We start from the raw sequence: 26480 nt of genomic DNA on the forward strand, positions 1-26480 counted from the left end.
ACTTTTTTTCTACACTCAAAAAGGCTCCATAATCTCCACGGTGGTTTTACCCACTACAGAAATTATAGAGCCTAATTCTGCAATATCCTCTTGATGAGCTATGATATACCTTGCTAAATCCTTTTCAGACTCCGACAAGTGATCGAAATGCAACCCAACTAACTGTTCAAAATTCAAGACTAACCCTCCACAAACTGATGCTTTCATGCTTAATCATAACGACTGATATAACAATATTGTATACTATTTGCTAAAAATTTTCGATACCAAAAAAGACAATGCTCATCGCATTATCCCTTTAGGTATTTATTTCATTAATCAAATAAATAGACAAAAGCTTCATAAGGTTGGAGTTCTTGTTTAACATTTAATGACGATGGCTCTTTGGGGTAATTATGGATTAAACAACGCCCTGAGCGTTCCAGCAACTCTTTTGGAAGATCAACATAAGTCGGCTTATCAGCAAAAGAACACACAACAAGAAGCATCTGATTTTCGTATGTTCTCAAATAAGAATACACATTACTATCGCTTTCATTAATTAGTTCATAATCTCCGTGAACGATAATTGGTAATTGATGTCGCAAAGCAATTAGTTGTTTATAGTAATAGAAAACAGATCCTTCATCTTCTAAAGCTGACTCAGCATTAATAAATTGATTATCGCTAGAATAAGCAATCCAAGGTTTTGATGGTGAAAAACCATAGCCATCGTTGGCATCCCCATTCCAAGGGAAAGGGGTTCGAGCATTGTCTCTTGATTTGAGATACATCGACTCTTTAATATAACTTTCAGGCTCTCCTTTTTCTTTCATCAATTGCAAGAAATATTGCGTCTCAATATCTTGATAGTCTTCCACTTTTTCAAAAGGAACATTTTTCATACCTAACTCTTCTCCCTGAAAAATGTAAGGAGTCCCTTTCATCATATGTAATAAAGTAGCCAGCATTTTTGCAGATTCAACACGATATACACCGTCGTCACCAAAACGCGTTACAGCTCTAGGTTGGTCATGGTTACTCCAATATAAGCTATTCCAGCCTTCAGCTAACTTATCTTGCCACTTTGATAATACTCTCTTTAATTCACTTAATTTAAAACGAACATCAGAGAATTTGCCATAACGACCGTAGTCTAGATGCATATGGTCAAAATGGAACACCATATTTAACTCTTCATTTTCAGGTTTGGTGTAACGAAGGGCTTGATCAGCATTGGTATTAGGCGCTTCACCTACGGTCATCACATCATAACGTTTTAATACTTTTTCGTTCAATTCGTGCAAATACTCATGAACTCTAGGACCATTTGAAGCACCGATATAATAAGATTTAGTATAAGGGAGAGATTCTGGGGCATCTGGATAGTTTAGATCTTTACTGATTAACGTAATCACATCCACCCTAAACCCATCGATTCCAAATTGGAACCACCAATCTATCATCTGAAAAATCTCTTCACGCAATTTTGGATTATCCCAATTTAAATCGGGTTGTTCCTTGGCAAAACAATGTAAGTAATACTGGTTTCTTTCTGGAACATATTCCCAAGCTGAACCTCCAAAAGTGGATCCCCAATTGGTCGGCTCACTGCCATCTGGCTTTGGATCTTTCCAAATATAATAGTCTGAATACGGATTGTCTTGGCTTTTTTTAGACTCTTCAAACCAGCGGTGCTTATCACTAGTGTGATTAACCACTAAATCCAATATGACCTTTATACCTATTTTGTGGGCTTCTTCCAATAACGTTTTTAAATCATCTAATTGCCCATATTTAGGATCAATCTTATAATAATCGCTAATGTCATACCCGTTATCTACTCCTGGTGACTCATAAATTGGATTTAACCAGATGACATCAATACCAAGGGTCGCTAAGTAAGGAAGTTTTTCGATTATTCCTTTTAAATCACCAATACCATCTGCATTGCTATCTTTAAAACTTTGCGGGTACACTTGATAGACCACGCTATGTTTCCACCAATCTTTCTCCATGACGCTCTTCCTTTATATCCTACTTACAATTCATCTTCATCTAAATCATCAACTGATTCTTTTAAAAACTGATTCACATAGATAATCTGATTTTTAGCCTCTTCAATACTCTGTGTAATCAATTCTTCAGATAGTGGTTGATTTTCCAATTGTAACAACAAAGTCATGATAATAGGTAAATTCATCCCTGCAATGACGTGAACATTGGGTTTTAATTGTCTAACAAATTCTTGATTGACAGAACCGCCTAATAAATCTGTGAAAACCACAACATCTTCTGTATCTTGGCAACGGCCTAAAGCTGCTTCAACAGCCGAATCAATCGGCTCATTGTCAAGATAAGCACTGATGGTTTCAATATCTGTCAAAGAAGGTACGAGATACTTTAACGTATCTCCCATACCATCTGCTAACTTATGATGACTTGCAATAATAACTTTAACCATATATAACCTACGCTTTCAAAATTCCAAAATAAGATAATATAATTGAGAGGATAATAATACCAAAAATAATTTGGATAACAGATACTTTTTTACTTGCAATCAATTTATAGACAGCTACGGTTAATAAAGCAGGTAGTAACGAAGGCATGATTTTATCTAGCACTTCTGTTTGTAAAGGTAGGGAAACTTCTCCTGTTTTAAAAACAGTAGCAACGTCGATTTTGACAACAGAGGCTACCAAGGCACCAATAACAGTCAGTCCCATGATGGAAGCTGCCTCTGTAAAGACACTAAGGCGTTCACCTAAAGCTGTTACTAGCTTAATCCCTGATTTGTAACCGATGTTAAACAATTTAAAACGGAATAACAAGAAAAGCAGATTGAGTAAAAGCCAGACAATTGCTCCTGTTGGATTTCCCTCTAGTCCCATATAAGCAGATATAGAACCAATGATGGTTAGATAAAGAACCCAAACAAGGGTATCACCAATACCTGCCAAAGGCCCCATCATCCCTGTTTTAAAACTTTGAACCGCATCATGAGCAGCCGCCCCATCTTTTTCTTCCATTGCCACACTTGCCCCCAGCAAAATATTAGCCATCCAAGTTGTGGTATTGAAATATTTAAAATGATTATTCAAAGAGGCTAGGTATTCATTATCATCAGGGTAAATTTTTCGTAGTAATTTATTTAATCCAAATACAACTGCTGGTCCTTGTTGTGTTTCATAATTGAAGGTGTTACAAGCCATAAACATGTATCTAAAGGCTGCTTTATTAATGTCTTTAGTGGTTACGGTATCTTTTTGCTTACTCATCAAAATCATCTCCCATATCTTCTACAGTATTAGCACTAGTTGTAGCGACTTTTTGAGTCGTGGTTGTAAAGTAGTAATAAGCTAAAGCTAGTCCAATGATAGAAACCCCTACAATTGGTAGGCTAAGATAAGCCGTTAAGACAAATCCAATCAACAATAGGGATAGGTATTTTTTAGCTGGCATCACTTGTAACAACAACGCAATCCCTACAACAGGAAGCATATTACCAGCAACCGTTAGGCCAGTTGTCACCCAATCAGGGACATAATTCAAGATTAACGTAACAATTTGTTCACTGAACAATACACATAAAGCTGTTGGAATCGCCATTGATAGCCCAAAAATAAGAGGACCAAGCCAAAGGATGCGATTCATTTTATCAAATTGTTTGGCATTTGCTGCCTTTTGTGCCCAGTGTGCAACATAAGTATTTAGGATTTTAGCTAGTACATCTAGTTGAATGCCTAACATACCAACAGGAACCCCTACTGCCAGAGCAACAGCTTTGGCATCTTCAATATTGTTAGTACTCTTTATAGCGACATAACCACCAACCAATGCTGCCAACCCCCAGTTTGGAACCGATGAGCCTCCAATATTTGCGACACCTAACGACATTAATTGGAAGGTTCCACCAATAACCATGGCTGTTTCCATATCGCCCATAATAAGACCAACAAACAATGACACCATGATAGGAAACCAAGTCACAACGACTAGCCCTTGTTGATCCAAAACGACCCAAAATGATAGTAAAATAATTAAAATGCCTTGAATAATATCCATAGTGATCTACCTCAATTAATGTAGCTACTCATTGGTTCTTCAACATCATTTGGAACAAAATGGAAGGTTACTTCCACGCCAAGATTTTCCAATTCTTTCAAAGCACTGATTTCTTCCTCATTGACTGAAACCATCTTTTTAACAGTTTGCTTACCAGGACCATCAAAAATGATTCCGATATTAACTTTAGGAATAGCTACGCCTCCTTTAGCTAAGTCAACTAATGTTTGAGGGTGGCGGACAATTAGAAAAACGTTGTGACTGTCGTATTTTCCTGCTGCAAAATTAGTAATGGCTGTGTTTGTATCGATGATAGACATTCCTGTTCCTGCTGGCTTACTCATTCTCATAGCTGCCTTTTGAACTTCATCTTTGCTAATATCATCATCGACAACCATAAGGCGTTTGGCCTTGGTAAATCCTGCCCACTGTGTGACGACAATACCGTGAATAAGACGTTGATCGATTCTTGCTAATACTACTGACATAATGTTTTCTCCTTTTGTTATCGTTTACATTGGTTATTTTGTCAACATCAATACGGGAAAACAATAGATTTCAGGCATTCTGAAACTTAGTCAGTGAGGTTGGGAAAAGTATTAAACGATGACACTTTTTCCCACTTGATAAGAAATAAAAAAGAGCACTACCTTCTACCCAAATGGGTAAAGGTAATGCTATAAATCATATATAAAGCTCACTCACTTTTTTCAATATCTTCTTTCAAATCATCAATATTGAAGGTTGCAAAGAGGTATTTTCGGTCTTGAACTGGGAAGCGTTGGTCTAATTGGTCAACGGGGCCAACTTCGACAATGCCTTCTGTGATGGTAAAGTCCATGATGTGGCCGCCAAAGGTCAAATCATCAGAGATAAAATGCAAGTGGTAGCCTGCCACACTAACGCCGTGGAACATCTCTGGGGTCCAAATCCCTACAATCGTTCCTGAAATGTTCTCACAGGTGTACTCTGGTTGTCTTGTGGCAACGTCTGCAAACTTAATATTAGGAGCTGATTTTGGAATCATGCGAACGTGCATTTTTGAAAAATTCCCTTTGATTTTAATGGAACGGAAGAGGTTTTGCCCGTCATAATAAGACTCGATACGTCTTTTGAGCTCGGTATCGGTCATTTCAAAGCGTTGTTTAAAAATCACTTCTGCTTGATGAAAAACGACAGCAGCATAGGGAACGGTCACATCATCAGAAACCTCTACCACTTCTGCTTTGCCGTTAGAACCTTTGGCTTGATAGGCCTTACCATCAAGAATAATCAACTCACCATCAATCGAATCCAGCGTTCCAATTCCCAAATCACCGTGCTGCAAAAGCTCGCCGATGGTCATTGTTCCACCGTAAAGCCCCGCCATCAAAGCACTTAAGGTATTGTATTGAAATAGTTTAATAACGTCTGACATTTTACTTCACTTTCTTTCCTAACATCCTTACCGTTTATCAATAAAATTCATCCGGCAAAATGGTTTCACCTAGCTTGATATTGTCCTTATAATCAATAGGAATATCAATCAAAATCGGACCGTGTTTGACTTCTTCCAAGACTTGTTTTAAGGTCTGTTCAAAGGATTCTTTGCCGTCAACACGATAACCTTTGGCACCGAAACTTTCAGCGTATTTGACAAAATCAACCGGACCAAAATCAACGCCAGAAGAACGCCCGTATTTCATTTCTTCTTGGAATTCAACCATGTTGTATTTGCCATCATTCCAAATCAAATGAATGATCGGCAATTGGAAGCGCACAGCCGTTTCTAATTCTTGGGCAGAAAAGAGGAAACCTCCGTCGCCTGATATTGAAATAATCGTGGTGTTAGGGCGTATCAGGGCCGCTGAAATAGCCCATGGCAAAGCAACTCCCAGTGTCTGCATCCCATTTGAAAAGAGCAGGTGACGCGGCTCATAAGATTTGAAATAACGCGCCGTCCAAATGTAGTGACTTCCCACGTCAACAGTTACGGTCATGTCATCTGTGGTGTTGTCTTGCAAAACATCAATAACATCTAGTGGGTGCACCAAACCGTCTTTTGTTTTTCGGTCAAATTTCACATCTTCGACAACGTTTTTCTTAAGGTTTTGCAGGTAAGCCACCGATGTTTTTGGCAAGGAATAACCGTTGATGGCTGGCAACAAGAGTTGAATCGTATCAGCAATATCACCAATCAATTCACGCTCAGGTTGGAAATAAGTGTCAATTTCAGCCTGAGCTACGTCAATCACAATGATGCGAGCTGAAATTTCAGCATTCCAGTTGCGTGCCTCGTATTCGATTGGGTCATAGCCAATAGCAATCACCAAATCCGCTTTTTTGAGCAACATATCACCTGGTTGGTTGCGGAAAAGACCGACACGGCCAAAGAAAGTATCTTCTTCTAGTTCACGCGAAACAATTCCTGCGCCTTGGAACGTTTCAACAACTGGCAATTTGACAGCAGTCAACAATTGACGAATGGCTTGCGTTACCTTGCTCGTTGAGGCACCATTTCCCAACAAAAGAACAGGTAGTTGCGCATTGCGAATGGCTTGTGCCAAATAATTGATGTCATCCACGGAAGCAGAACCCAATTTAGGGTCAGTAAGTGGCTTGATGGCTTTGACAGACACCAAACTATCGGTCACATCTTGTGGAATAGATACAAAACTAGCTCCAGGTTTGCCTGATTTTGCTTCACGATAGGCGTTGGCGATGGTTTCTGACAAAGTATTTGGGTCATTGACTTCCACAGCATATTTGGTGACAGGCTCCATCATGGCAACGTTTTTCATGGATTGGTGCGAGCGTTTCAACAAATCAGAACGTTTCACTTGCCCAGAAATAGCCAAAACAGGGTCGCCCTCATCTGTTGCCGTTACTAAGCCCGTCGCTAAATTGGAAACCCCTGGACCGCTGGTGGTAATGACCACACCAGGATTACCTGTCATGCGTCCAATACCTTGCGCCATAAAAGCAGCATTTTGCTCATGACGCGCCACAATCAATTTCGGTCCCTTATCCTCCAGCGTGTCAAAGACACGGTCAATCTTAGCTCCAGGAATTCCGAAAATATACTCCACATCATGATTAATAAGGCTATCAACAATCAAGTCTGCCCCATATTGCTTATTCTCGCTCATTAGCTCCCCCATCTCTTTTATTTTATAATATTTTTTCGATATTTCACAAATATAAGTCAATTATATCATAGTTTTTGACAGACTTTGTGAATAAATACTTGTGAAATTTTTCTTTTAACATAAAAACAAAAGGACTCTTCACCACCGATTAAAAGAGACAAAGAGTCACTGGTTTGGGCTACTTTTGCCTTGTTCTGATAAAATCGTAAATAGTCATCACTACAAAGCCAGCAAACACAAGGATAATATTGCGCACGGGTTCGCCGCTTTGGTCAAAGAACATCAATAAAATAAAAATCGTGATAACCGTAATCAGATTGCTAATCAGCAAATCTCTAAAATTCATCTTCATGTAAAAATTCCACCATATTGACATCATCAGGAACCAAGGTCAGATAATGTTTAGCCACTTGATGCGCATGCTCTTTTTGCCCAAATTCTCGCAAAATGTAGGCATAATCATGCAAGAATTCTGGGTTTTCGCCCAAATCTGCAGCCAAGTCATTGTACAAGGCCAAGGCTTTTTTGTCAGCTTCTAGACCTTGATAGGCTTTGGCGATATTCCATTTGGTCAACACATTATCAATGGGCTCTTTGGCAAAGGCGATGACGTCTTCATAGCGTTCTTCCTCTAAATACAAATTGGTCAAACGCATCAAGACTTCTTCTTCGTCTTCTGCGACCTCTTTAGCACTGAGCAAATAACTTTCGGATTGAGCAGCATCGTGCAATTCATAAGCTAATTGTGAGGCTAATAACAACAAGCGATCATCAAACGCATTTTTGCTGATTCCTTTTTGTGCCATACGCAAGGCTTCTTCAGTCTTGTTTTCTTCGTGCAAGGAAAGGGCATAAACGTATTCATACCCTTGAAAATCAGGGTCCATGGTGTCCAATTGTTTGAAGTAGGTATTGGCTTTTTGGAATTCGTCTTGGTCATACAAAATGGTTGCCAATTCAAAGACCGTTTCATTGTCGTATTCGATTTCAATGGCTTTTTCCAAAAATTCAACGGCTGCTTCAAATTTACCAAGGCTAGCATAAGCTTTACCGATGCGTTGGTAGGTTGAAATACCTGTCATTTCTAGGACATCGCGGTTATCCAATTTGGCATATTCCTTGATGGCTTCTGAAAAATGACCCAATTCCATTTCGATTTCTGCTAATCCAAAAGTCACCAAAGGATCGTCGCTGATTTGAGAGGCTAACAAGAGTTTTTCACGCGCCACATCCGCCAAACCTTCCATATCGTAAATGTCCGCCATCACCAATAAAGCCGACAAATAAGCGTCACTATCAGGTGAAATGGCATCCAAATAAGTAAAAGCTGCCTCAATATCACCATCCTCAGCCGCAATCTGTGCGAGATTGATATTGACCTCAGGGAAAGACGCACGCTCTTTTTCATAGATGGTTTTTGCTTGATTTAAAAAACCAATGCTTTCAAGATATTCCGCTAACTCAAGCAATGCCTCATCGTCATCTTCCTTTAAAGCTTTTTTGAAATATTTATTGGCATGCTCCAAATCTTGATTTTGGATGGACACTACCATTTTTTCACTATTCAGCATGTTCGGCTACTTGTCCTCCTTCTTCTTCCTTCAATTCTTCGTACAAACCACTGACACGCTTGTACCACGCAAAAATTTCGATCACAATAACTTTAGCCGAAGCGTACAATGGCACCCCTAAAAAGACGCCCCACACGCCAAACAGGGCTCCAGCCGTCAACAAAATAAACATAATGGTGATGGGGTGAATGTTCAAGCGGCTACCCAAAACCAATGGGGATACAAAACGCCCTTCAATAGTCTGCTCAATTGCAAACACAATCAGAACCTTGACTAACATAATCGGTCCTTGCACAATTCCCATAATCACAACAGGAACCATGGCTAGAAAACTTCCCAAATAAGGAACCATGTTCAAAAAGCCTGCCAAAATCCCAAAGGTCGCTGCGTAGCGAAGGCCTATGATGTTAAAAAAGACGGCAAACATAATCCCAACCACAATAGCAACGGTTACCTGACCTTGAACGTAACCAGCCAATTGTTTGTTAATGTCTCCCAAAACACGCGAAATTGGTTGACGTGTTCTGGTAGGAAGGGCTTGAATCAAAGCTTCCTTCATCTTGCTACTGTCACGTAGAAAGTAAAACAAAATGAACGGTGACATGATAATTGCTACGGTCACACGGGCAAAGGTGCCTGCAAAAGTAGATGCCAAATCAATGGCATTTCTAGAAAAACTTTCTGCATAATCAACGGCTTTGGTTCCAATATTAGACACCATATCACTCAATTCTTTTTGATAAGCCAGTAACCAAGGGCTATCCAATAATTTATTGACTTCATGGTTGATGCTTCTCACATAATTTGGGAGATTTTCGACAAAAGAAGTCAGCTGAGTTTCAATCATCGGAATGAAGCTGGCTACCGCCCAAACCAAAAGGGCTGCAATAATGGCAAAGACAATGAAAATCGACACCGTACGATTGACACCGCGCCGTTCAATGAAGCTCACCAGTGGCTTAATGAGGTAATAAAGAAGGCCTGAAATAACCAAAGGCAGCATGATTACAGCAACCACTGAGACTAAGGTTGTAAATAAAAATGAAATCTTGGTAAAGAGATAAATGGTCAAAAACACCAAGAAAGTGACTAAAACAGCAACCACAGCTTGATTGTCTAAAAACCACTTAAAAAACCAAGAATCTGAAAATTTCTTTTCATCTTGCTGATGCATAACGTATTCCTTTCCAAACCACTATAATCCTACTTAGACACCATTATAGCATTTTTGAGCAAAATAACCACATTTAAGCAAAGTAGCTCAGTCGTAAAAAATAACCTCTTTATCAACCAATTCTTGCTGGTCGTTATAGACAAATTTTGCTGAAAAGAAGGGCACATCATCCAAAATCCATTTGAACATCTCATAATCCCCTTCCCAGGTTGGTTTTGAGAGCACTTTATCATAAGGTACCCATTCTAAAGTACCCTCTTTTGATTCCTCATCTGAAATCAATTCTCCCTCAAAATCAGTGACCTTAAAGACATAAGTGTACCAGTCATGACCTGGGGTGAATTCTGGAAACGTAATCACACCTTTGAAATCCATTTTTTTAACCGTTAAATGCGTTTCCTCAAAAATCTCACGTTTGGCACACTCATCAGGCGTTTCACCCGCTTCCAATTTTCCACCTACTGAAATCCATTTCCCGTGATGGACGTCGTTTGGCTTTTTATTTCGATGCAATAATAACAAGGCTTGGCCATTGTCAATGTAACAAATGGTGGCTAGTTTAGTCATTGTGATTTCCTCTCATGTTTGGCGTATTTTCTGATATTCTCATCTTGTCAAACGCAAAAAACACCCTACCAACAGTGTGATAGGATGCTAGACTGTGATTATTTGATGACTTGTTGCATTTTAGCGTATTTCGCTTCAACAGCGTCTTTTTCTGCTTTCCACCAATCTTCATGGTCAGTGTACCATTTGATCGTGTCTTCAAGTCCTTCTTCAAAGTTTGTGAATTGTGGTTCCCATCCAAGTTCTTCACGAAGTTTTGTTGAGTCAATCGCGTAACGAAGGTCGTGACCTGCACGGTCTGTAACGTGGTCGTAAGCGTCTTTTGGTTGACCCATTTTTTCAAGGATAAGTTCAAGAACTTCTTTGTTATTCTTTTCACCATCAGCACCGATAAGGTAAGTTTCACCGATACGTCCTTTAGTCAAGATAGCCCAAACACCAGTCGAATGGTCGTTGGTGTGAATCCAATCACGAACGTTTTTACCATCACCGTAAAGTTTTGGTCGAATACCTGACAAGATGTTCGTGATTTGACGTGGAATGAATTTTTCGATGTGTTGGTATGGTCCGTAGTTGTTTGAACAGTTAGAAATAGTTGCTTTCACACCGAAAGAACGTACCCAAGCTTTAACAATCAAATCTGAAGCAGCTTTGGTTGATGAGTAAGGTGAACTTGGGTTGTAGTTTGTTTCTGCTGTGAATTTTTCACCTGGACCTTCACCATGTCCTGGAAGGTCTTCACGAAGAGGAAGGTCACCGTACACTTCATCTGTTGATACATGGTGGAAACGAATATCATATTTACGAGCAGCTTCCAACAAAGTGTACGTTCCAACAAAGTTAGTGTGGATAAATGGGCTTGGGTCCTTCAATGAGTTATCGTTGTGGCTTTCAGCCGCATAGTGAACAATAGCATCCGCTTTTGCTGCTAATTTATCCACCAATTCAGCATCGGCAATATCGCCAACAACCAATTCAACACGATCACCTAGAATTTCTTCTAGGTTAGCACGGTTACCAGCGTAAGTGAGTTTGTCAAGGACTGTCACATGAACGTCTGGATGATTATTATAAACATAATGTACGAAATTTGAACCGATGAACCCAGCGCCACCAGTTACGATGATATTTTTGTATTCTGACATAATTTAAGATACAAAGGGACATTTTGCTTGTGCAAAATCTCGTAGAAAATAGAACATCTTTTCTCAGAGATTTAGTCCCGTGTTCTGTTTTTAAAAAACGGAACATTCCTTTCTGATTTATTTTTATTTGGTATTACAAATCGTCTTTGCTTAGTGGTTTAACGTCTTTTAATAATGGGTGGTTTTTGTCTGCTTCAGACACTTCCGCTTCTTCCAAGTTTTCCCATTTGATGCCCAAAGTTGGGTCGGCGTAGTTAACAAAGGCATATTTAGGTTTTAATTCTAAAGCCCAGTAGTCATTAACCAAGTAGCTGTATGACACTTTATCAGACAAGACTTGGAAACCATTGGCAACGCCGCGAGGAACGAAAATCCCTTTTGAAGCATCGATAACGGTTTGATACACATGACCAAAGCTGTCGCCTTCACGCAAGTCAACCCATGAACCAAGGACTTTTCCTTCATCAGCTACTGAGATGTATTTATCCCATGGTTCTGCATGAAGCCCACGCAAAACATTTTTATGTGAAAAGCTGACATTATTTTGCAATTTGCCTTCTGCAAAGAATGATTCTGGAAAACCAAGCGGTACCATTTTTTCTTTTTGGAAGTTTTCTTTGAACCAACCACGGTTGTCGCCATGCACAGGAATATCAAATTCAATCATTCCTGGGATGGCTTCGATAGGACGTGCAGCTAAAGCTTTACCAAAAAATTGTTCTGTCATTATTCTTCTCCAATCAAACGAAGCAAGTATTTACCGTATTCGTTTTTCTTCAATGGTTGTGCGAGATTGTGCACATCTTCCCTTGTGATGTAACCCATACGGTAAGCAATTTCTTCCAAGTTAGCAACTTGAAGGTTTTGCATACGTTGCACGGTTTCAATGTATTGGGCTGCTTCCAAAAGGCTTTCGTGTGTTCCTGTATCAAGCCAAGCAAAGCCACGTTCCATCACTTCAACAGAAAGGTCGCCACGTTCAAGGTAAACTTTGTTAACATCTGTGATTTCAAGTTCGCCACGCGCACTTGGTTTGATGTTTTTAGCAATCTCAACCACGTCATTGTCATAGAAATAAAGACCTGTGACAGCATAGTGAGATTTCGGATGTTCTGGTTTTTCCTCGATTGAAATAGCATTTCGGTTTTCATCAAATTCAACCACACCAAAACGTTCTGGATCTTTTACTTGGTAACCAAAGACAGTAGCACCTTTTTCCTTGCTGGCTGCTTTTTGAAGCATTTTGCTAAGTCCTGGTCCATGGTAGATGTTGTCACCCAAGATAAGAGCAACATTGTCATCACCGATAAATTCTTCACCGATGATAAAGGCTTGAGCCAAACCATCTGGACTTGGTTGCACAGCATAAGTCAATGAAATACCGAATTCTGAACCATCACCAAGTAATTCTTCAAAACGATGGATATCTGTTGGCGTTGAAATGATTAGGATATCACGAATCCCTGCCAACATCAGTGTAGATAGTGGGTAATAAATCATTGGTTTATCATACACTGGCATAAGTTGTTTTGAAGCTGCACGAGTCAAAGGGTACAAACGAGTCCCTGAACCTCCTGCTAGAATAATACCTTTCATACTAGGTCTCCCTCTTACATTAATTATTCAATCCTATTCTATCATTTTTTTCAAATGCCGTCACTAAGTTTCTAGATTTTACACTGGACTTACCTTACTTGTCCTTCACATTTACAAATGGTAAAACGGATTCGTTGGGGCTTGACTGGCGATAAATGTGACATCCCAGTCTTGCTCAGCTTTCCAAGTTTCGCATTTTTCGATGACTTTTTCAATAAATAACACTTCGATGTGGTGACCTGGGTCAATAGCCATCAAACCATTGGTAATCATTTCTTGTGCAGTGTGATAATAAATATCGCCTGTGATGTAAACTTGTGCCCCTTTGGCTAAAGCATCGTGGTAAAAACTTTGACCACTGCCACCGCAAACAGCCACACGGTTAATCAGCTGGTCCTGATTGCCATAAGCCACCAAACGCACACTATCCAAGTGAAAGGCCTCCTTCACAGTCAAGGCAAAATCTGAAAAAGCCTGCTCTTTAATCGTGCCAATGCGCCCGATACCATACCCGTCTTTGGTCGGAATCAATATTTCTGTATTTGTAATCCCCAAACGTTCGCAAAACCAATCATTTAATCCATCTGGCACAATATCAATATTGGTATGACTGACGTAAACAGCGATGTCGTGTTTGATTAAATCCAAGTAAATCTGGTTTTGAGCTGTTGCCACCAAATCTTTAAGTGGTTTAAAAATAGGAGCGTGTTTGACAATGATCAAATCCACATTTTTAGCAATAGCTTCCGCAACTGTTGTTTCACGGACATCGAGAGCTACCATCACGCGGTTGATATCCTTGTCCAAGGTCCCTATTTGCAAGCCTGAAATGTCACCCTCCATAGATAATGCTTGCGGGCAATAGGCTTCGTAACGGGCAATAAGATCACTTGCTTTCATGGATAACCTCCTTAATGGCATCTATTTTTTGAATCATAGCAGTGCGGTCAGCCACACGATTTTCAGGAATATGAGACAAAGCCAGTTCCAGTTTGGCCAGTTCACGTTCCCAGCGAGCACAAAAAACAGGCGATTTGGCTTGCATGAGAAATGGTCCAAAGCGCAAGTCTTCGGCTGATAAATGCATGTGACCGTGTTCGACTACCATAATTTCGTAATACTTATCGTTTTCGGTCATGATGTGTTCAGCAACCAATTTAAATCCATTGGTCATCAACCAGGCACGCAATTCATCTTCACGGTTATTGGGTTGTAAAATCAAGCGTTCAACGCTAGCTAATTTTGCTTTTCCTGCTGCTAAAATCTCCTCAATCAGGCCACCACCCATGCCACAAATCGTAATAACATCCACCTTATCTTCTGGCTCAAATGCTGCCAAACCATTGGCCAAACGAACAGCTATCTTGTCATTCAAGCCAGCGTTAGCCACATTATGAAGGGCTGATTCATAAGGTCCCTTGACCACTTCACCAGCAAGAGCAAAGGAAATGGTATTGTCTTCAATCAAAGCAATGGGCAAGTAGGCATGGTCACTTCCCACATCTAATAAACGTGCGCCCTGCGGTACAAATTCTGCCACAGCCGCCAAACGTTGTGATAATACTGTCTGCATAAGTCTTCCTTCTAAATCTTCATTCACCACATTATTATATCAAAAAGGCACCCGGCTTACAAAAAGCGATGGCAATATAAAAAAGCTGAATATCAGCTTTTTACTTGGTATTTTTAACATGATCCTTGTAGTATTTGCAGTAACTTTGGACTGGGCAAATCGCACACTTAGGATTTTTGGCTAGGCAAAAGTAACGCCCAAAGAAAATCAAGCGATGATGTGTCACAATCCAATCCCTTTTAGGAATTTTCTTCATCAAATCATGCTCAATTTCAGTTACACTCGCGTCTTGTGCTGAGATATTAAGGCGCTTAGCAACACGAGAAACATGGGTATCTACGGCAAGGGAAGGCACTTTGTAAATCTCTGCCAAAACAACATTGGCAGTCTTGCGCCCCACTCCTGGCAGGCTTTCTAGTTCCTTGTGCGTCTTAGGTACCACGCCGTCAAAATCCTGCAAAACAGCTCGCGCCGTTTTTACAATATTACGAGCCTTGTTTTTATAGAGCCCAATCGTTCTCAAATCATTTTCAACATCGACCACATTTGCCGCAGCCAAATCCGCGATAGTGGGGTAATGTTGCCACAACTGAGGGGTTACCTTATTGACCGATTTATCTGTTGTCTGTGCTGATAAAATCACAGCCACCAATAATTGAAAAGGGGTTTGATAGTCTAATTCACAGTGTGCATCAGGATACATCTCACCAATAATGACCAAGATCTTGCGCAAACGTTCTCTACCTAATCTCATGAGCCACTCCATAAATCCATTGCTGACAAAAAGTCATCTGATACGAATACTTTGTTGGTTTTGCCACCTTCACGCTCCTTGCGATTTTCCTCAACTTGACGCACAGTGGTAATGCCCTCACGGCGCCAATTACGCAAAATAGCCGTAATGTATCTCCAGTTGGTTTTACCATTGAAAACCGCTTCACGCAAGGCTTCCCGAACCAAATCAGGATCCACTTGGTCCTCACGAATGGTTTGCTGCAAATCCTCCAATTCAAAGGGGCTAAGCATCCGACCCAATTCGCGCTCAAAATCCTCAACCAAGGTTTTGATCGGATTGTCAGAAGCTTGCTTTTCTGGGGTTGTATTAGCTTGATCTTGCAATTGATCCAAGCGGGCTAAAACGGGGCTAGCATCAAAAAGCACTTCAATCTCATTGCCCAGCTCAATGGTTTTCATATCCAAAAGCCCCTGAGCCGTCAAATCTGAAATGGTACTATTGACCTCAGCCACGGTTTTATTTAAGGCAGCAGCTATCTGACTAGGCGCCAAATCCTCCATTTTTGTAGTGTTTTGCAAATAAATAAATTGCCAAATCACAAAATCATCGGCGCTTTTAAAAATATCCTTATAATGAAATAGCAGAGCACTTGGCAAAACCAAATTGCCCGATTTAAAATTGTCTAAAAAACTCATGACACTGTCTCTAAAAAGAGAATCTCCTTTATTGTTTATTTGGCTTTATCGCCCTAAATACCTGCAGATTCTCCCAACTGTTCTAATAAATAAGGGGTTTCTTGGTAAACGGCATAGTTAATCCAGTTGCTAAAGAAAGTCGTTGCGGCTAAATTCCACTGCATTGGTATGGCTTGACTAGGGTCATCATTGATATAATAATGCGCCGGCAAGTGGGGTTCTTTTCCAGCTTTGACATCACGCTGGTATTCCCAATCAAGAGTACCTCTATCATACTCCAAATGCCCAAAACTGTAAACTTCCCGCAAATCTTTACTGGCCACAATGGAAACGCCGACTTCTTTCCCTGAAGCAACGATCTCAAGGTGTTCCACCTGCTCAATCGCCGCACGCGTCACTTCTGTATGGCGTGAATGGGGTGCCATAAACACATCATCAAAGCCACGCACCAAAGGATTTGACGGTGCTTCAATCGTCTGAGCAAAAATACCTGACAATTTCTGTGGAAGCGGTGCCTTAGGAATGCCGTATTTGTAATACAAGCCTGCTTGCGCGCCCCAACACAGGTGTAAGGTTGAGTACACATGACTTTTAGCCCAATCAAATATCTGACACAACTCCTCCCAATAATCCACCTCTTCATATCGAAGGGTTTCAACAGGGGCGCCCGTCACAATCAAGCCATCATAATAATTGTCCTTCACATCCTCAAAGGTCTTGTAAAAGGTTTCGAGATGACTTTTGGCTGTGTTTTTGGAATGATGGCTGCGCATATACAAAAAGTCAATATTGATTTGCAAGGGAGTATTAGCCAATAAACGCAATAATTGCAACTCGGTAGTTTCCTTTGTCGGCATTAAATTGACAATCAAAAAACGAATAGGGCGGATATCTTGGTGATTTGCCCGTTTATTGTCCATAATAAAGACATTCTCTTTGCGCAAAATGTCTAATACAGGTAGTTCGCGATCAAGTTTTATTGGCATGAAAATATCTCCATTCTATAATATGTTAAATCATATTATAAAACATGGAGATATAGTTTTCAATTATATAAATTCTTTATGTAGTTATAACTAATAACTATAATTAACCTGGGAAGTTCATCAAGACTTTGGTATCGTAACCTTCAATAGCTTTACGACCATTAAGACCATCCAATTCAATCAAGAAGGCACAACCAGCAACTACGCCACCAAGGCGTTCAACCATTTCAATGGTCGCTTTAACGGTACCACCTGTTGCAAGGAGGTCATCCACGATAAGAACACGTTGACCTGGTTTGATGGCATCTGCGTGCATACATAAAGTATCCACTCCGTATTCTTTTTCGTAATCTGCTGAAATTACTTCGCGAGGCAATTTACCTGGTTTACGTACTGGCGCAAAACCAATACCAAGTTCAAAAGCAACTGGGCAACCAACGATAAAACCACGCGCCTCAGGCCCAACAATCATATCGATTTTCTTGTCTGTTGCGTATTGAACAATTTCACGGATGGCGTAGCTGTACGCATTTCCATCTGCCATTAGAGGCGAAATGTCACGAAAAGTAATCCCTTCTTCTGGGTAATTTTCAATTGAAGCAATATAATTTCTTAAATCCATTTTCTTCTTTCTATGGGCTTTTTGCCAAAAAATGTTTTACATTTTATTATAGCATATTTTTCGAAAAAAGAAGGGGATTTAGGTAATAAATTTTCAAGACCTTAATTTTGATAATTCACTTGCCAATCTTTAATCAATGGATAAGTAACTAACTTGTTATTATCCAAATTTTCCTTATGCATATCGACAGCTGTAATCTGTGAATTATCGTAAGTTGTGTAGTAATAAATACCTTTTTCTGTGTTGATACATGAACTGTAAATGGTGTATTCGTATTTGCCGCTTTCATCTACGTAACATAACCCTTTTTGTTGTTCAACGGATTTCAAAATATGGAAGAACTGGTTAACACTAGATACTTCTGTATCTTCTGCTACTGAATTTAATTTAGTAAAGGCTGCCTTAACATAGCGTGACATTGATGACAAATCACCAGGCAAACCAAGGCCTCCCATTCCTCGGCTATAAGTGTCTAAGGTAATTTCTGTAGAAAAGAGATTGTCAGAAACTTTTGGAGAAACGTGACGATAATTGTTTAAATTGAATAATTGTTTATCAAAAGTTGGGTTATTTGTCAAAACACCTGTTGGGTTATCATAAACCTTAAGACCACTAGCCACAGATTCCAACACAATAGCTTCATTGCGGTCTGCAATCAACCAGTGCAAGGGACTTGGTGGAAAATCATCACTAAATGCTTCATTTGTGACGTTAAGATTTTGGCAAAGTTTCTTAACTTCAGCAACAGATTGGCATTGTGATAAGAACCATGGAACCAATTCAAAAGATGCAAGGTTGTCTTTCCCTTCTGCTACTTCTTTATAGTCGGCATTTTCAGGGAAATTCAAACCTGCCATTCCTAAACCTTTTTCATTAACTGCTTCGTAATAAAGTGGGTAATCATCCACTACCGTTGCCATTCCAATCATGGCAAAATGGCTGTTATTTTCTCCTTGGTGTCTAAACGAAAAAGGATAATTTCGAGGACAAATCGTTACCGTTTCATTGTAAGAAAAGTCCAAATCAAGATTTCGACCAAAGTAATTATCTTTAGTTGTATAAGTAATTGCAGTACACATAAAAAAACTCCTTTAAAAAATACTTTAAAAGTCATCTACAACTTTGTAGTCTCATTATAGTTCCAATTAAAAAATTTTCCAATTAAAAAATTTTTCAATTAAAAAAGTTTTCAATTTGAACTATAAAAAATACTTTAAAAGTCATCTACAACTTTGTAGTCTCATTATAGTTCCAATTAAAAAATTTTTCAATTAAAAAAGTTTTCAATTTTTAAGTAAACGTTTTCTATGAAAAAACTAAAAAAGCTACGCTGAGCTAAGCAACGTAACTTTTTAGTCTAGTTCATCAACCAGTCATAAATTTCTTGTGGCGTTCCAAGTGCCATGAGCTCTTGAAATTTCACTTCTTGCTTAAGATCTTGATAAATTTTACTATCAGAAATGCTGCGTTTCTCAGCACCTTTATTGACGACCATTACTCCATCTGTGATGGTTACAAAATCCAATTCATCAAAAATTTGAATCATTTTGACCAAAAGAATATCAGGAATATTAAGATAATGACTCAATTCTTTCAGCTTGTAACGAACATCAAATTCAGGGAATTGATAAATCGTTTTATACAACTTAGCAAATTGTTCACGAGTTCCATAGCCAGTCAAATAATAAGCTCGTTTAATGTGATTTTTAAAGTAAACGGCATCAAATTGTCGACCAACAAAAAGGGATTTGAGTTCTTCAGCCTTATCAGGAATATCTAGTACAACCACTTCACTGGCACTGGTGTCTTCACTCAAAACAGGAACACGTTCAGGAAGACTGGCATTTTTGGAACGAATATCAATCAACTGAACGCCGTCAACACGCGCGTCTTCAAGCATCAACTGAACTGTGGTTTGCCCGTTCCATTTGTTGATTGACAAAGTAACGGCAAGGCACAGGTTCTGCGCTTGCTGGAATTCTTGTACCAAATGACCTTGGTTAAAGGCAACAAGGTCAACCGCCGTACTTCCTTGAGCAATTTTTAATTTCAAGTGAGCACCATTTTGCCCCATGGTACGTGCTTGTTTAACGGTAAGGTCTTTGATTTCAAAGACTGGCTTAGCATTATCCATCCCAAAAGGTGCGATCTTCTCAAGACTTTTAACAGTGTCTAAATCAATTTCTGACAAGTCCAGCACTTCATCAATGATCAAAGTCTTTTTCTGAGCTAAATTAATATCATTTTCAGCAATGTAATCACATAAAACTTGTGATAATTGCTCTAAGTTATCAACTGGCAAGGTCATTCCTGCAGCACCAGCATGTCCACCAAAAGCTTCAAATAAATCACGGTGGTCATCAAGTGCATGGAAGATATTGATTGCCTCAATACTTCTTGCAGAGCCTTTTGCCATATCGTCTTCAATGTTTAAGACAATAACTGGCTGAGCAATGTGCTCCAAAATACGACCAGCGACAATTCCTAGAACACCCGGGTGCCAGCCTTCTTTTGCCAACACCTGCACAGGCTTGTCAAGATCAACCATGCCCATGGCTTCATCGTAAATTTTTTGAACAATTTCTTTACGTTCTTCATTCTTGGCATTAATCATTTGCGCAATACTTAGCGCTTCTTCATCATCAAAACCAGTCAATAATTCAATAGCTCGATTTGGATCATCTAGACGACCAAGAGAATTTAGCTGCGGCGCAATTTTAAACCCAACAGTTTCCTCATTAACATCTGACATGTCAATATCAGATACTTTCATAAGCTCCATGAGACCAATGCGTTCGGTCTGCTTGAGCATTTCAAGCCCAACCTTGACCATGATACGATTTTCATCTGTTAGACTAACCATATCGGCAATCGTTCCGATAGCAACCAAGTCTAACATTTCGGTTGGGATGGATTCTAATAGGGCACAAGCCACTTTGAAGGCTACACCACATCCTGCTAAATATTTAAAAGGATAGTCAGCTTCTGGATACTCTGGATGTACAATGGCAAATGCGTCTGGAAGCTCTGCTGGTAAGCCATGGTGGTCAGTAACAATGACATCTACTCCTTGACTTTGTGCATAGCTAATAGCTTCATGTCCAGCTACGCCATTATCCACCGTAATAATCAAAGAAACCTGTTGTTGCTCGATGAAATACTTATAAACCGATTCATTTGGTCCATAACCATCAACAAATCGGTTAGGAAGATAGACTTGAACCTCAGCTCCAAGCATTTCCAACGCTTCTTTCATGATACTAGCGCTGGTCATCCCGTCGGCATCATAGTCACCATAAACCAAGATTTGTTCATAATTTTCAATAGCTTGACGAATGCGGGCAACTGCCTTGTCCATATCGTGCAAAAGATATGGATCGTGAAGTTGTGACAAATCATTCGATAAAAATTGAGCTAGTTTTTCGTCGTTGTCAACGCCACGACTGTATAGGATTTTGCTGGCTAATGCCGTTATATTTTCTTTTTTTGTCACTTCAAAAAAGCCATCATCTGGCTCTTTTTCAATATTTCTCCAATTGTATTTACTTGTTATCATTCACTTCTCACTTCTTATGTAGAATTGAAAGGAGGTTATTTATAATTAAAAACTTTGCGTGCTAAAAAATCAGCAATCTTTGGGAAAAGAGTATAGAATTTGTGTGCTGCAGCTATTAACCAAGGCATGTTCACTTCACGCTTGTTCTTACCTAAAATGGCAACCGTACGTCTAGCAACTTCTTCTGGTTGCAAAACAAAACGTCCAACACTCTTTAAGTATTCTCCAGATGGATCTGCCTTGTCAAAAAAGCTTGTTGCGATCGGTCCAGGATTAATCGTTGTCACATAAACATTGCTATCAGCTAATTCCAAACGTAGAGCATTTGAAAAACCAATCACAGCAAATTTTGTTGCAGAATAAACAGATGATTTTACTGACGCAATCAAACCAGCGATGCTGGCAATATTGACAATATGGCCGTGCCCAGCTTTCTTCATCTTATGCCCAACCAAACGTGAAAAAGTCATCGTCGCAAAGGTGTTGATATCAAACATGTCACGAATTTCAGCGGTCGTATAAGCATCAAACTCACTAAAATCACCATAACCAGCGTTATTGATAAAGACATCGATGTAACCATGTTCAGCATATAGTTTTTCAACCATTGCCCCAATCGCTTCGTCACTTGACATATCAAGTTCGTAGCAAACTGTGTTAGGACGTTCAACATAACAGGCTTCAAGTTTTTTTACATTACGTCCTAAGGCAATCACAAAGTCATCAGATGGTAACTGTTTGACAATTTCTTTGGCAAGTCCACCTGTTGCTCCTGTAATAGCAATTATTCTCATAAGCTAATTTCTTCCAAATCTTTAACCAAGTGTGTATTTTCAAAAATTTCTTGAGCATCGTTTTCGATTTGTTTGCATTCGCGTCCCAAGAAACGTGCACTGATGTGATTAAGCAATAAGCATTTAGCTGATGCTGCTTTAGCAATTTGAGCAGCTTGAGTACCTGTTGAGTGCCCATGCTTACGAGCAATTTTTTCATCACCCTTACCATATGTAGATTCGTGAACCAAAATATCAGCTCCCAAACCAAGGCGCACACTAGCATCAGTCTTACGTGTATCGCCTAAAACAGTGATAACTTTTCCTTTTTTTGGTGCTGAGATGTAATCTTTGGCAATGATTTTTGTCCCATCTTCTAAGACAACATCTTGACCACTCTTGATTTTTCCAAATAATGGACCAAATGGCACACCTGCAGCTTTCAACGCTTCAGCATCAAGTGTTCCTTCCAAATCTTTTTGCATCACACGGTAACCAATACAGAAAATAGTGTGGTCCAATTTCTCAGCATACACCACAAATTTATCTGTTTCCATGATTTTTCCAAGATTGGTTTCGTCAAATTCATGAAAATGAATGCGGTAAGGCAAGCGGGCACCTGACAAACGCAAACTACTCAAAATGTAAGAACGAATACCAACAGGACCATAAATATCAAGGTCAGTTTGTTCTTCATTTGCTTGGAAAGCACGACTTGCCAAAAAGCCAGGAAGACCAAAAATGTGGTCACCGTGCAAGTGCGTGATAAAAATGCGTTTCACTTTACGAGGACGGATCGTTGTTTCTAAAATCTGACGCTGTGTTCCTTCACCACAGTCAAACATCCACACCTCATTAATCTCGTCAAGTAACTTTAACACTAAGCTTGACACATTACGTGATTTTGAGGGCTGACCCGCTCCTGTTCCCAAAAATTGTAATTCCATATATACCTATAAAAACCGAAGTTTTTACTTATCCTTCCTATTACGATACTTTTACATAAGCGATAAATTCACGTTGATCAAACGTATAATAAACTTGCCCTTGATAGTGAGCTAGCAAGTCTGACAATTCATCGCGATTAAAACTTTTTAGCTTAACCATATTTCCCTTTAATTTTGAAACATGACTGAGCAAACTACTTTCTGGTGTGAGGTCTTCAAGTTCTTGGTCATCAAAAGTGATTTTTGACATTTTGATCTTGCCATCTTCAACATAAATTTTATATTGAGGAAAGACTTGAGCCAATTCAAACAAGACATCTTTTGTCAAAGCTTCATCTTTTTCAGAAAAGATACGAGCAACCTCTTTATCATTTTCATAAGTGAAACCATATGATTTTCCTGATAAATTCAAACGAATAAAAGGCTTATGTTCGTCAAAAGATGGCTTATCATTTAAAAGCTGCAATTCTTTTGATAGTTCAAAATAATAATCTGTTGCGGCTTGCGGAGATTGTTTTTGATACATTTCTGCAAAATAAGCATTGATAACACTTGGAGGTGGTGTGATGAAACTCAATTTTTGCTCATCTGTTAAATCCTCCAAAACATTTTGCAAGTATACTTTATCTAGTGACGTAAAGCCACCGTATTTTAAAGCTAAGCTTATATAATCAGTCATAGAATTCTTCTAGTCTCCATTTATTTTTTGGATTAATGTAACCAGTGATGGTTTCGTATTCTTCTGCAAAATCATAACGATCAAGCAGCGCGATTTTATTTAAATCGTATAGCTTATAGGCTTGATTTGGGTGAACACGAATACTAAATGGTTCAAAAATCTCACGAATTTCATTGATAATCAAACGGCGCAAAAGTGAACGAGCATCTTTATCACGCGCAGAAATACGCACATTTGGAAAAGCTGTCGCTGCAAAATGCTCTGCCACATCTATCTTATTATAAACAGCTAAACGTGGAATATCCAACATATCTAGATTTTTTAACAGATTCAGAACAACTTTTTCGTGTTCAGCATGATTTGGGTCACTGGCATCAATCACGTGTAGCAGCAAATCAACATGACGACTCTCTTCCAAGGTTGACTTAAAGGCTGCCACCAATTCTGTCGGTAAATTTTGAATAAATCCAACCGTGTCCGTGAGAGTCACTTGAAATTGATTTTGCAAATAAATTTGCTTTGTCGTCGCATCCAAAGTCGCAAACAATTCATCAGCTTCGTACTGCTTATCATTTGTCAAAACGTTCATAATCGTTGATTTACCAGCATTTGTGTAACCAATCAAACCAATTTTAAAGACTTGTGACTCAGTGCGTTTTTCTCGACCAGTTTCACGATTCTTCTCAACGATTTTCAGTTGACGTTCAATATCTGAAATTTGATTGCGAATCGAACGACGGTTAAGCTCTAACTGACTTTCACCAGGTCCACGACTACCAATTCCACCTGCTTGTCGGCTAAGCATAACCCCCTGACCAACAAGACGTGGCAACATGTATTTGAGTTGAGCCAGATGAACTTGCAATTTACCTTCGTGACTACGGGCACGCATGGCAAAAATATCTAGAATCAACTGCATGCGGTCAATAACTTTAACGCCAAGTTCTGCTTCCAAATTAACATTTTGACGTGGCGTTAAGCGGTCGTTGACAATCACAGTATCGATCTCATCAGCGTCAACAATCGCTTTGATTTCAGCTAATTTCCCTGAACCAATCAAAGATTTGCTATCATATTTCTCACGTTTTTGACGATAAGATGAGACCACCTCAGCACCTGCTGTTTCAGCGAGTGACGCCAATTCTTCCATTGACATTTCAAAGTTTTCTGTGTCAGGCAACTCAACTCCTAGCAAAATCACTCGTTCTTGGTGCTTGCTTGTTTCAATCATCTTGTACTCACCCCTTTACTTGATTAACCCGTAGATATCATTATACCATAAAATCAAAAATGACAGTACAAAGCACCGTTAGGCTATCAGCAAAAGCATTAGAAAAAGCACCTTGAAGGTGCTACTTGCCTTAGGCTAGTTAGTTTGCTAAAAAATCCTGAACAGCCTTATTTATCTGCTTTTTAACATCACTTTCTGATACCATGTAAAAAGAAACGGCCATGCGATTTCGGAACCACGTTAATTGTCGTTTGGCGAAACGGCGAGTGTTTTGTTTGAGTTTGTCAACGCTCTCCTCCAACGAAGCTTGACCTGCGAAGTAAGGAAAAAGTTCCTTGTAACCAATAGCACGCGCCGCCTGCACATCACGATGATTGTCATAAAGCCATTTTGCCTCATCCAAAATCCCCTTTTCAACCATGACATCCACACGGTGATTAATGCGTTCGTAAAGCACCTGACGGTCATCGTTTAAGCCAATCAACAAAGCATCGTAGGGAGTTTCCTTGTTTTCCAAATCTTGCCCAAATGTCGCTAATTCCAAGGCACGAATGGCACGGCGGCGGTTTAACTCAGGAATCTCAATGCCCTGCTCTGCTATTTTGTCAAATAAAACAGCATCCGCCAACTGCTCCAGCTCCTGACGATAAGCCAGCACCTCCTCTTGATTGACCTGACCGCCTAGATGATAGCCTTCCAGCAGACTTTGCAAATACAAGCCCGTCCCGCCAACGATAATAGGCAACTTGCCACGGCTAGTAATATCCTCAATCGCCGCACTGGCTTCCTTGACAAAATCATAGGCCGAATAAGCCTCATCCACCTCACGCACATCAATGAGATGATGCGGTGCCTCAGCCTGCTCCTCAAGAGTCGCCTTAGCCGTCCCAATATCCAAATGACGATACACCTGCTGGCTATCCCCACTAATGATTTCACCGTTAAATCGCTTTGCTAATTCAATCCCTAAAGCGGTTTTTCCCACTGCTGTTGGACCAACAACTGCTATGATTTCTACCTTATCTAAACCCATTTTTACTTATCCATCCGTCCTAACACATATCCTGATAAAAGAAACGTTTTTACTTGAATTCTACACTAATTTTAGTTACTATTATTATAACATATGGTGACGGGACAAGGAACAATCGCCAGTTACTAATAACGACTTGATTTTAGCAATCAGCGATGTGTTGTGACTACCGTCCTTATAAAAAAGGAGGAATTAGATTATGGCTAAAAGATTTGCTTTTGCTAAAGGGATTGCGACAGGTGTTTTAGCAACTGCAGCAACTGTTGCTGGAGCTGTTTACGCTGTCAAGAAAAATATCATTGACCCAGAAGAAGAAAAAGCTGCTTTCATCGAAGAAAATCGTAAAAAAGCCGCTCGTAAACGTGTCTCTCACTAATCAGACAAGTTTAAAAGAACTACAAGCAGATGCTTGTAGTTCTTT

Annotated in this window: 29 protein-coding genes; 1 reads left to right on the forward strand and 28 read right to left on the reverse strand. The window is 39.6% G+C overall.

Translation table 11 applies throughout. The annotated features are described in order from the left end of the window. Positions 1-15 precede the first annotated feature (15 nt). The 28 genes from ACFORE_RS07015 to miaA all read right to left on the reverse strand — a co-directional run bounded on the left by ACFORE_RS07015 (position 16) and on the right by miaA (position 26059). Positions 16-177, reverse strand: coding sequence for a hypothetical protein (locus ACFORE_RS07015; protein WP_235280898.1), 162 nt, complete (start codon positions 175-177; stop codon positions 16-18). Positions 178-314: 137 nt separating this feature from the next. Beyond that, positions 315-1997 (reverse strand): glycoside hydrolase family 13 protein, encoded by a 1683-nt coding sequence (locus tag ACFORE_RS07020; RefSeq protein ID WP_154454264.1) that lies wholly within the window; start codon positions 1995-1997, stop codon positions 315-317. A gap of 23 nt (positions 1998-2020) precedes the next feature. Further along, entirely contained in the window at positions 2021-2443 is a 423-nt protein-coding gene (locus ACFORE_RS07025; RefSeq protein ID WP_154454265.1) for a PTS sugar transporter subunit IIA, read from the reverse strand. Between the two features lie 7 nt (positions 2444-2450). Continuing rightward, positions 2451-3269, reverse strand: coding sequence for a PTS system mannose/fructose/sorbose family transporter subunit IID (locus ACFORE_RS07030; RefSeq protein WP_154454266.1), 819 nt, complete (start codon positions 3267-3269; stop codon positions 2451-2453). Beyond that, positions 3253-4047: a PTS mannose/fructose/sorbose/N-acetylgalactosamine transporter subunit IIC gene (locus ACFORE_RS07035; protein ID WP_154454267.1), complete on the reverse strand. Its 795-nt coding sequence runs from the start codon at positions 4045-4047 to the stop codon at positions 3253-3255. The genes ACFORE_RS07030 and ACFORE_RS07035 overlap by 17 nt, the downstream gene beginning before the upstream one ends. Before the next feature lie 11 nt (positions 4048-4058). Continuing rightward, a complete protein-coding gene (locus ACFORE_RS07040; protein ID WP_154454268.1) occupies positions 4059-4535 on the reverse strand; it encodes a PTS sugar transporter subunit IIB in 477 nt (158 codons plus the stop codon). Between the two features lie 209 nt (positions 4536-4744). Next, positions 4745-5464, reverse strand: a complete 720-nt coding sequence (gene budA, locus ACFORE_RS07045) for an acetolactate decarboxylase (RefSeq protein WP_154454269.1) — start codon at positions 5462-5464, stop codon at positions 4745-4747. Positions 5465-5501: 37 nt separating this feature from the next. After that, positions 5502-7175: an acetolactate synthase AlsS gene (gene alsS / locus ACFORE_RS07050; RefSeq protein WP_154454270.1), complete on the reverse strand. Its 1674-nt coding sequence runs from the start codon at positions 7173-7175 to the stop codon at positions 5502-5504. 178 nt (positions 7176-7353) lie between these two features. Then, complete coding sequence (locus tag ACFORE_RS07055) at positions 7354-7527, reverse strand: sec-independent periplasmic protein translocation protein TatC (RefSeq protein ID WP_154454271.1); 174 nt, start codon at positions 7525-7527, stop codon at positions 7354-7356. Beyond that, positions 7511-8746 (reverse strand): tetratricopeptide repeat protein, encoded by a 1236-nt coding sequence (locus ACFORE_RS07060; protein WP_264879602.1) that lies wholly within the window; start codon positions 8744-8746, stop codon positions 7511-7513. Before ACFORE_RS07060 ends, ACFORE_RS07055 begins: the two co-directional genes overlap by 17 nt. After that, positions 8736-9920, reverse strand: coding sequence for an AI-2E family transporter (locus ACFORE_RS07065; protein WP_380435070.1), 1185 nt, complete (start codon positions 9918-9920; stop codon positions 8736-8738). The genes ACFORE_RS07060 and ACFORE_RS07065 overlap by 11 nt, the downstream gene beginning before the upstream one ends. Before the next feature lie 87 nt (positions 9921-10007). After that, positions 10008-10487 (reverse strand): NUDIX hydrolase, encoded by a 480-nt coding sequence (locus ACFORE_RS07070; RefSeq protein WP_154454274.1) that lies wholly within the window; start codon positions 10485-10487, stop codon positions 10008-10010. Between the two features lie 98 nt (positions 10488-10585). Next, a complete protein-coding gene (rfbB, locus tag ACFORE_RS07075) occupies positions 10586-11632 on the reverse strand; it encodes a dTDP-glucose 4,6-dehydratase (protein WP_154454275.1) in 1047 nt (348 codons plus the stop codon). Positions 11633-11765: 133 nt separating this feature from the next. After that, a complete protein-coding gene (locus ACFORE_RS07080; RefSeq protein WP_154454276.1) occupies positions 11766-12359 on the reverse strand; it encodes a dTDP-4-dehydrorhamnose 3,5-epimerase family protein in 594 nt (197 codons plus the stop codon). After that, positions 12359-13228 (reverse strand): glucose-1-phosphate thymidylyltransferase RfbA, encoded by an 870-nt coding sequence (gene rfbA / locus ACFORE_RS07085; protein ID WP_154454277.1) that lies wholly within the window; start codon positions 13226-13228, stop codon positions 12359-12361. Before rfbA ends, ACFORE_RS07080 begins: the two co-directional genes overlap by 1 nt. A 111-nt stretch (positions 13229-13339) precedes the next feature. Continuing rightward, positions 13340-14128, reverse strand: a complete 789-nt coding sequence (locus ACFORE_RS07090) for a Nif3-like dinuclear metal center hexameric protein (RefSeq protein ID WP_154454278.1) — start codon at positions 14126-14128, stop codon at positions 13340-13342. Beyond that, entirely contained in the window at positions 14115-14801 is a 687-nt protein-coding gene (locus ACFORE_RS07095; protein WP_380435071.1) for a tRNA (adenine(22)-N(1))-methyltransferase, read from the reverse strand. Before ACFORE_RS07095 ends, ACFORE_RS07090 begins: the two co-directional genes overlap by 14 nt. A 100-nt stretch (positions 14802-14901) precedes the next feature. Further along, the gene (nth, locus tag ACFORE_RS07100) at positions 14902-15555 is read right to left on the reverse strand and encodes an endonuclease III (protein WP_380435072.1); all 654 of its coding nucleotides are present in this window, start codon (positions 15553-15555) and stop codon (positions 14902-14904) included. After that, positions 15552-16232 carry a DnaD domain-containing protein gene (locus tag ACFORE_RS07105; RefSeq protein WP_380435073.1) on the reverse strand — a complete coding sequence of 227 codons (681 nt, stop codon included), beginning with the start codon at positions 16230-16232 and terminating at the stop codon, positions 15552-15554. The genes nth and ACFORE_RS07105 overlap by 4 nt, the downstream gene beginning before the upstream one ends. Positions 16233-16285: 53 nt before the next feature. Next, entirely contained in the window at positions 16286-17218 is a 933-nt protein-coding gene (gene metA / locus ACFORE_RS07110; RefSeq protein WP_264879599.1) for a homoserine O-acetyltransferase MetA, read from the reverse strand. Between the two features lie 103 nt (positions 17219-17321). Next, entirely contained in the window at positions 17322-17840 is a 519-nt protein-coding gene (locus tag ACFORE_RS07115; protein ID WP_154454283.1) for an adenine phosphoribosyltransferase, read from the reverse strand. A 101-nt stretch (positions 17841-17941) separates the two neighbouring features. Next, on the reverse strand, positions 17942-18919 hold the full coding sequence (gene bsh, locus ACFORE_RS07120) for a choloylglycine hydrolase (RefSeq protein WP_154454284.1): 978 nt from the start codon (positions 18917-18919) through the stop codon (positions 17942-17944). Between the two features lie 278 nt (positions 18920-19197). Beyond that, on the reverse strand, positions 19198-21396 hold the full coding sequence (recJ, locus tag ACFORE_RS07125; RefSeq protein WP_380435074.1) for a single-stranded-DNA-specific exonuclease RecJ: 2199 nt from the start codon (positions 21394-21396) through the stop codon (positions 19198-19200). Between the two features lie 35 nt (positions 21397-21431). Continuing rightward, entirely contained in the window at positions 21432-22190 is a 759-nt protein-coding gene (locus tag ACFORE_RS07130) for an SDR family NAD(P)-dependent oxidoreductase (RefSeq protein WP_154454286.1), read from the reverse strand. Further along, entirely contained in the window at positions 22187-23116 is a 930-nt protein-coding gene (rnz, locus tag ACFORE_RS07135) for a ribonuclease Z (protein WP_154454287.1), read from the reverse strand. Before rnz ends, ACFORE_RS07130 begins: the two co-directional genes overlap by 4 nt. A gap of 40 nt (positions 23117-23156) precedes the next feature. Beyond that, entirely contained in the window at positions 23157-23795 is a 639-nt protein-coding gene (locus tag ACFORE_RS07140) for a cystathionine gamma-lyase (RefSeq protein ID WP_020916508.1), read from the reverse strand. Beyond that, the gene (gene hflX / locus ACFORE_RS07145; protein WP_154454288.1) at positions 23788-25026 is read right to left on the reverse strand and encodes a GTPase HflX; all 1239 of its coding nucleotides are present in this window, start codon (positions 25024-25026) and stop codon (positions 23788-23790) included. The genes ACFORE_RS07140 and hflX overlap by 8 nt, the downstream gene beginning before the upstream one ends. 139 nt (positions 25027-25165) lie before the next feature. Then, on the reverse strand, positions 25166-26059 hold the full coding sequence (gene miaA / locus ACFORE_RS07150) for a tRNA (adenosine(37)-N6)-dimethylallyltransferase MiaA (protein ID WP_380435075.1): 894 nt from the start codon (positions 26057-26059) through the stop codon (positions 25166-25168). A gap of 199 nt (positions 26060-26258) precedes the next feature. On the opposite strand from miaA, the gene ACFORE_RS07155 reads away from it, so the two are divergent. Next, positions 26259-26435, forward strand: coding sequence for a DUF3042 family protein (locus ACFORE_RS07155; RefSeq protein ID WP_154454290.1), 177 nt, complete (start codon positions 26259-26261; stop codon positions 26433-26435). The last annotated feature ends 45 nt before the right edge of the window (positions 26436-26480 follow it).

Origin of the sequence: Streptococcus alactolyticus (assembly GCF_042649785.1) — a bacterium.
Taxonomy (GTDB): domain Bacteria; phylum Bacillota; class Bacilli; order Lactobacillales; family Streptococcaceae; genus Streptococcus; species Streptococcus alactolyticus.

Bases quoted from the DNA above. Each gene is read 5' to 3' on its own strand.
- ACFORE_RS07035 (WP_154454267.1), bottom strand. From the start codon at position 4,047: ATGGATATTATTCAAGGCATTTTAATTATTTTACTATCATTTTGGGTC.
- rfbA (WP_154454277.1), bottom strand. From the start codon at position 13,228: ATGAAAGGTATTATTCTAGCAGGAGGTTCAGGGACTCGTTTGTACCCT.
- ACFORE_RS07155 (WP_154454290.1), top strand. From the start codon at position 26,259: ATGGCTAAAAGATTTGCTTTTGCTAAAGGGATTGCGACAGGTGTTTTA.
- rnz (WP_154454287.1), bottom strand. From the start codon at position 23,116: ATGGAATTACAATTTTTGGGAACAGGAGCGGGTCAGCCCTCAAAATCA.
- metA (WP_264879599.1), bottom strand. From the start codon at position 17,218: ATGCCAATAAAACTTGATCGCGAACTACCTGTATTAGACATTTTGCGC.
- ACFORE_RS07115 (WP_154454283.1), bottom strand. From the start codon at position 17,840: ATGGATTTAAGAAATTATATTGCTTCAATTGAAAATTACCCAGAAGAA.
- budA (WP_154454269.1), bottom strand. From the start codon at position 5,464: ATGTCAGACGTTATTAAACTATTTCAATACAATACCTTAAGTGCTTTG.
- ACFORE_RS07070 (WP_154454274.1), bottom strand. From the start codon at position 10,487: ATGACTAAACTAGCCACCATTTGTTACATTGACAATGGCCAAGCCTTG.
- bsh (WP_154454284.1), bottom strand. From the start codon at position 18,919: ATGTGTACTGCAATTACTTATACAACTAAAGATAATTACTTTGGTCGA.
- ACFORE_RS07090 (WP_154454278.1), bottom strand. From the start codon at position 14,128: ATGAAAGCAAGTGATCTTATTGCCCGTTACGAAGCCTATTGCCCGCAA.
- ACFORE_RS07040 (WP_154454268.1), bottom strand. From the start codon at position 4,535: ATGTCAGTAGTATTAGCAAGAATCGATCAACGTCTTATTCACGGTATT.
- rfbB (WP_154454275.1), bottom strand. From the start codon at position 11,632: ATGTCAGAATACAAAAATATCATCGTAACTGGTGGCGCTGGGTTCATC.
- ACFORE_RS07030 (WP_154454266.1), bottom strand. From the start codon at position 3,269: ATGATTTTGATGAGTAAGCAAAAAGATACCGTAACCACTAAAGACATT.
- nth (WP_380435072.1), bottom strand. From the start codon at position 15,555: ATGAGATTAGGTAGAGAACGTTTGCGCAAGATCTTGGTCATTATTGGT.
- ACFORE_RS07095 (WP_380435071.1), bottom strand. From the start codon at position 14,801: ATGCAGACAGTATTATCACAACGTTTGGCGGCTGTGGCAGAATTTGTA.
- ACFORE_RS07025 (WP_154454265.1), bottom strand. From the start codon at position 2,443: ATGGTTAAAGTTATTATTGCAAGTCATCATAAGTTAGCAGATGGTATG.
- ACFORE_RS07060 (WP_264879602.1), bottom strand. From the start codon at position 8,746: ATGCTGAATAGTGAAAAAATGGTAGTGTCCATCCAAAATCAAGATTTG.
- recJ (WP_380435074.1), bottom strand. From the start codon at position 21,396: ATGATAACAAGTAAATACAATTGGAGAAATATTGAAAAAGAGCCAGAT.
- ACFORE_RS07140 (WP_020916508.1), bottom strand. From the start codon at position 23,795: ATGACTGATTATATAAGCTTAGCTTTAAAATACGGTGGCTTTACGTCA.
- ACFORE_RS07105 (WP_380435073.1), bottom strand. From the start codon at position 16,232: ATGAGTTTTTTAGACAATTTTAAATCGGGCAATTTGGTTTTGCCAAGT.
- ACFORE_RS07055 (WP_154454271.1), bottom strand. From the start codon at position 7,527: ATGAAGATGAATTTTAGAGATTTGCTGATTAGCAATCTGATTACGGTT.
- ACFORE_RS07080 (WP_154454276.1), bottom strand. From the start codon at position 12,359: ATGACAGAACAATTTTTTGGTAAAGCTTTAGCTGCACGTCCTATCGAA.
- ACFORE_RS07020 (WP_154454264.1), bottom strand. From the start codon at position 1,997: ATGGAGAAAGATTGGTGGAAACATAGCGTGGTCTATCAAGTGTACCCG.
- alsS (WP_154454270.1), bottom strand. From the start codon at position 7,175: ATGAGCGAGAATAAGCAATATGGGGCAGACTTGATTGTTGATAGCCTT.
- ACFORE_RS07065 (WP_380435070.1), bottom strand. From the start codon at position 9,920: ATGCATCAGCAAGATGAAAAGAAATTTTCAGATTCTTGGTTTTTTAAG.
- ACFORE_RS07130 (WP_154454286.1), bottom strand. From the start codon at position 22,190: ATGAGAATAATTGCTATTACAGGAGCAACAGGTGGACTTGCCAAAGAA.
- miaA (WP_380435075.1), bottom strand. From the start codon at position 26,059: ATGGGTTTAGATAAGGTAGAAATCATAGCAGTTGTTGGTCCAACAGCA.
- hflX (WP_154454288.1), bottom strand. From the start codon at position 25,026: ATGATTGAAACAAGCAAGCACCAAGAACGAGTGATTTTGCTAGGAGTT.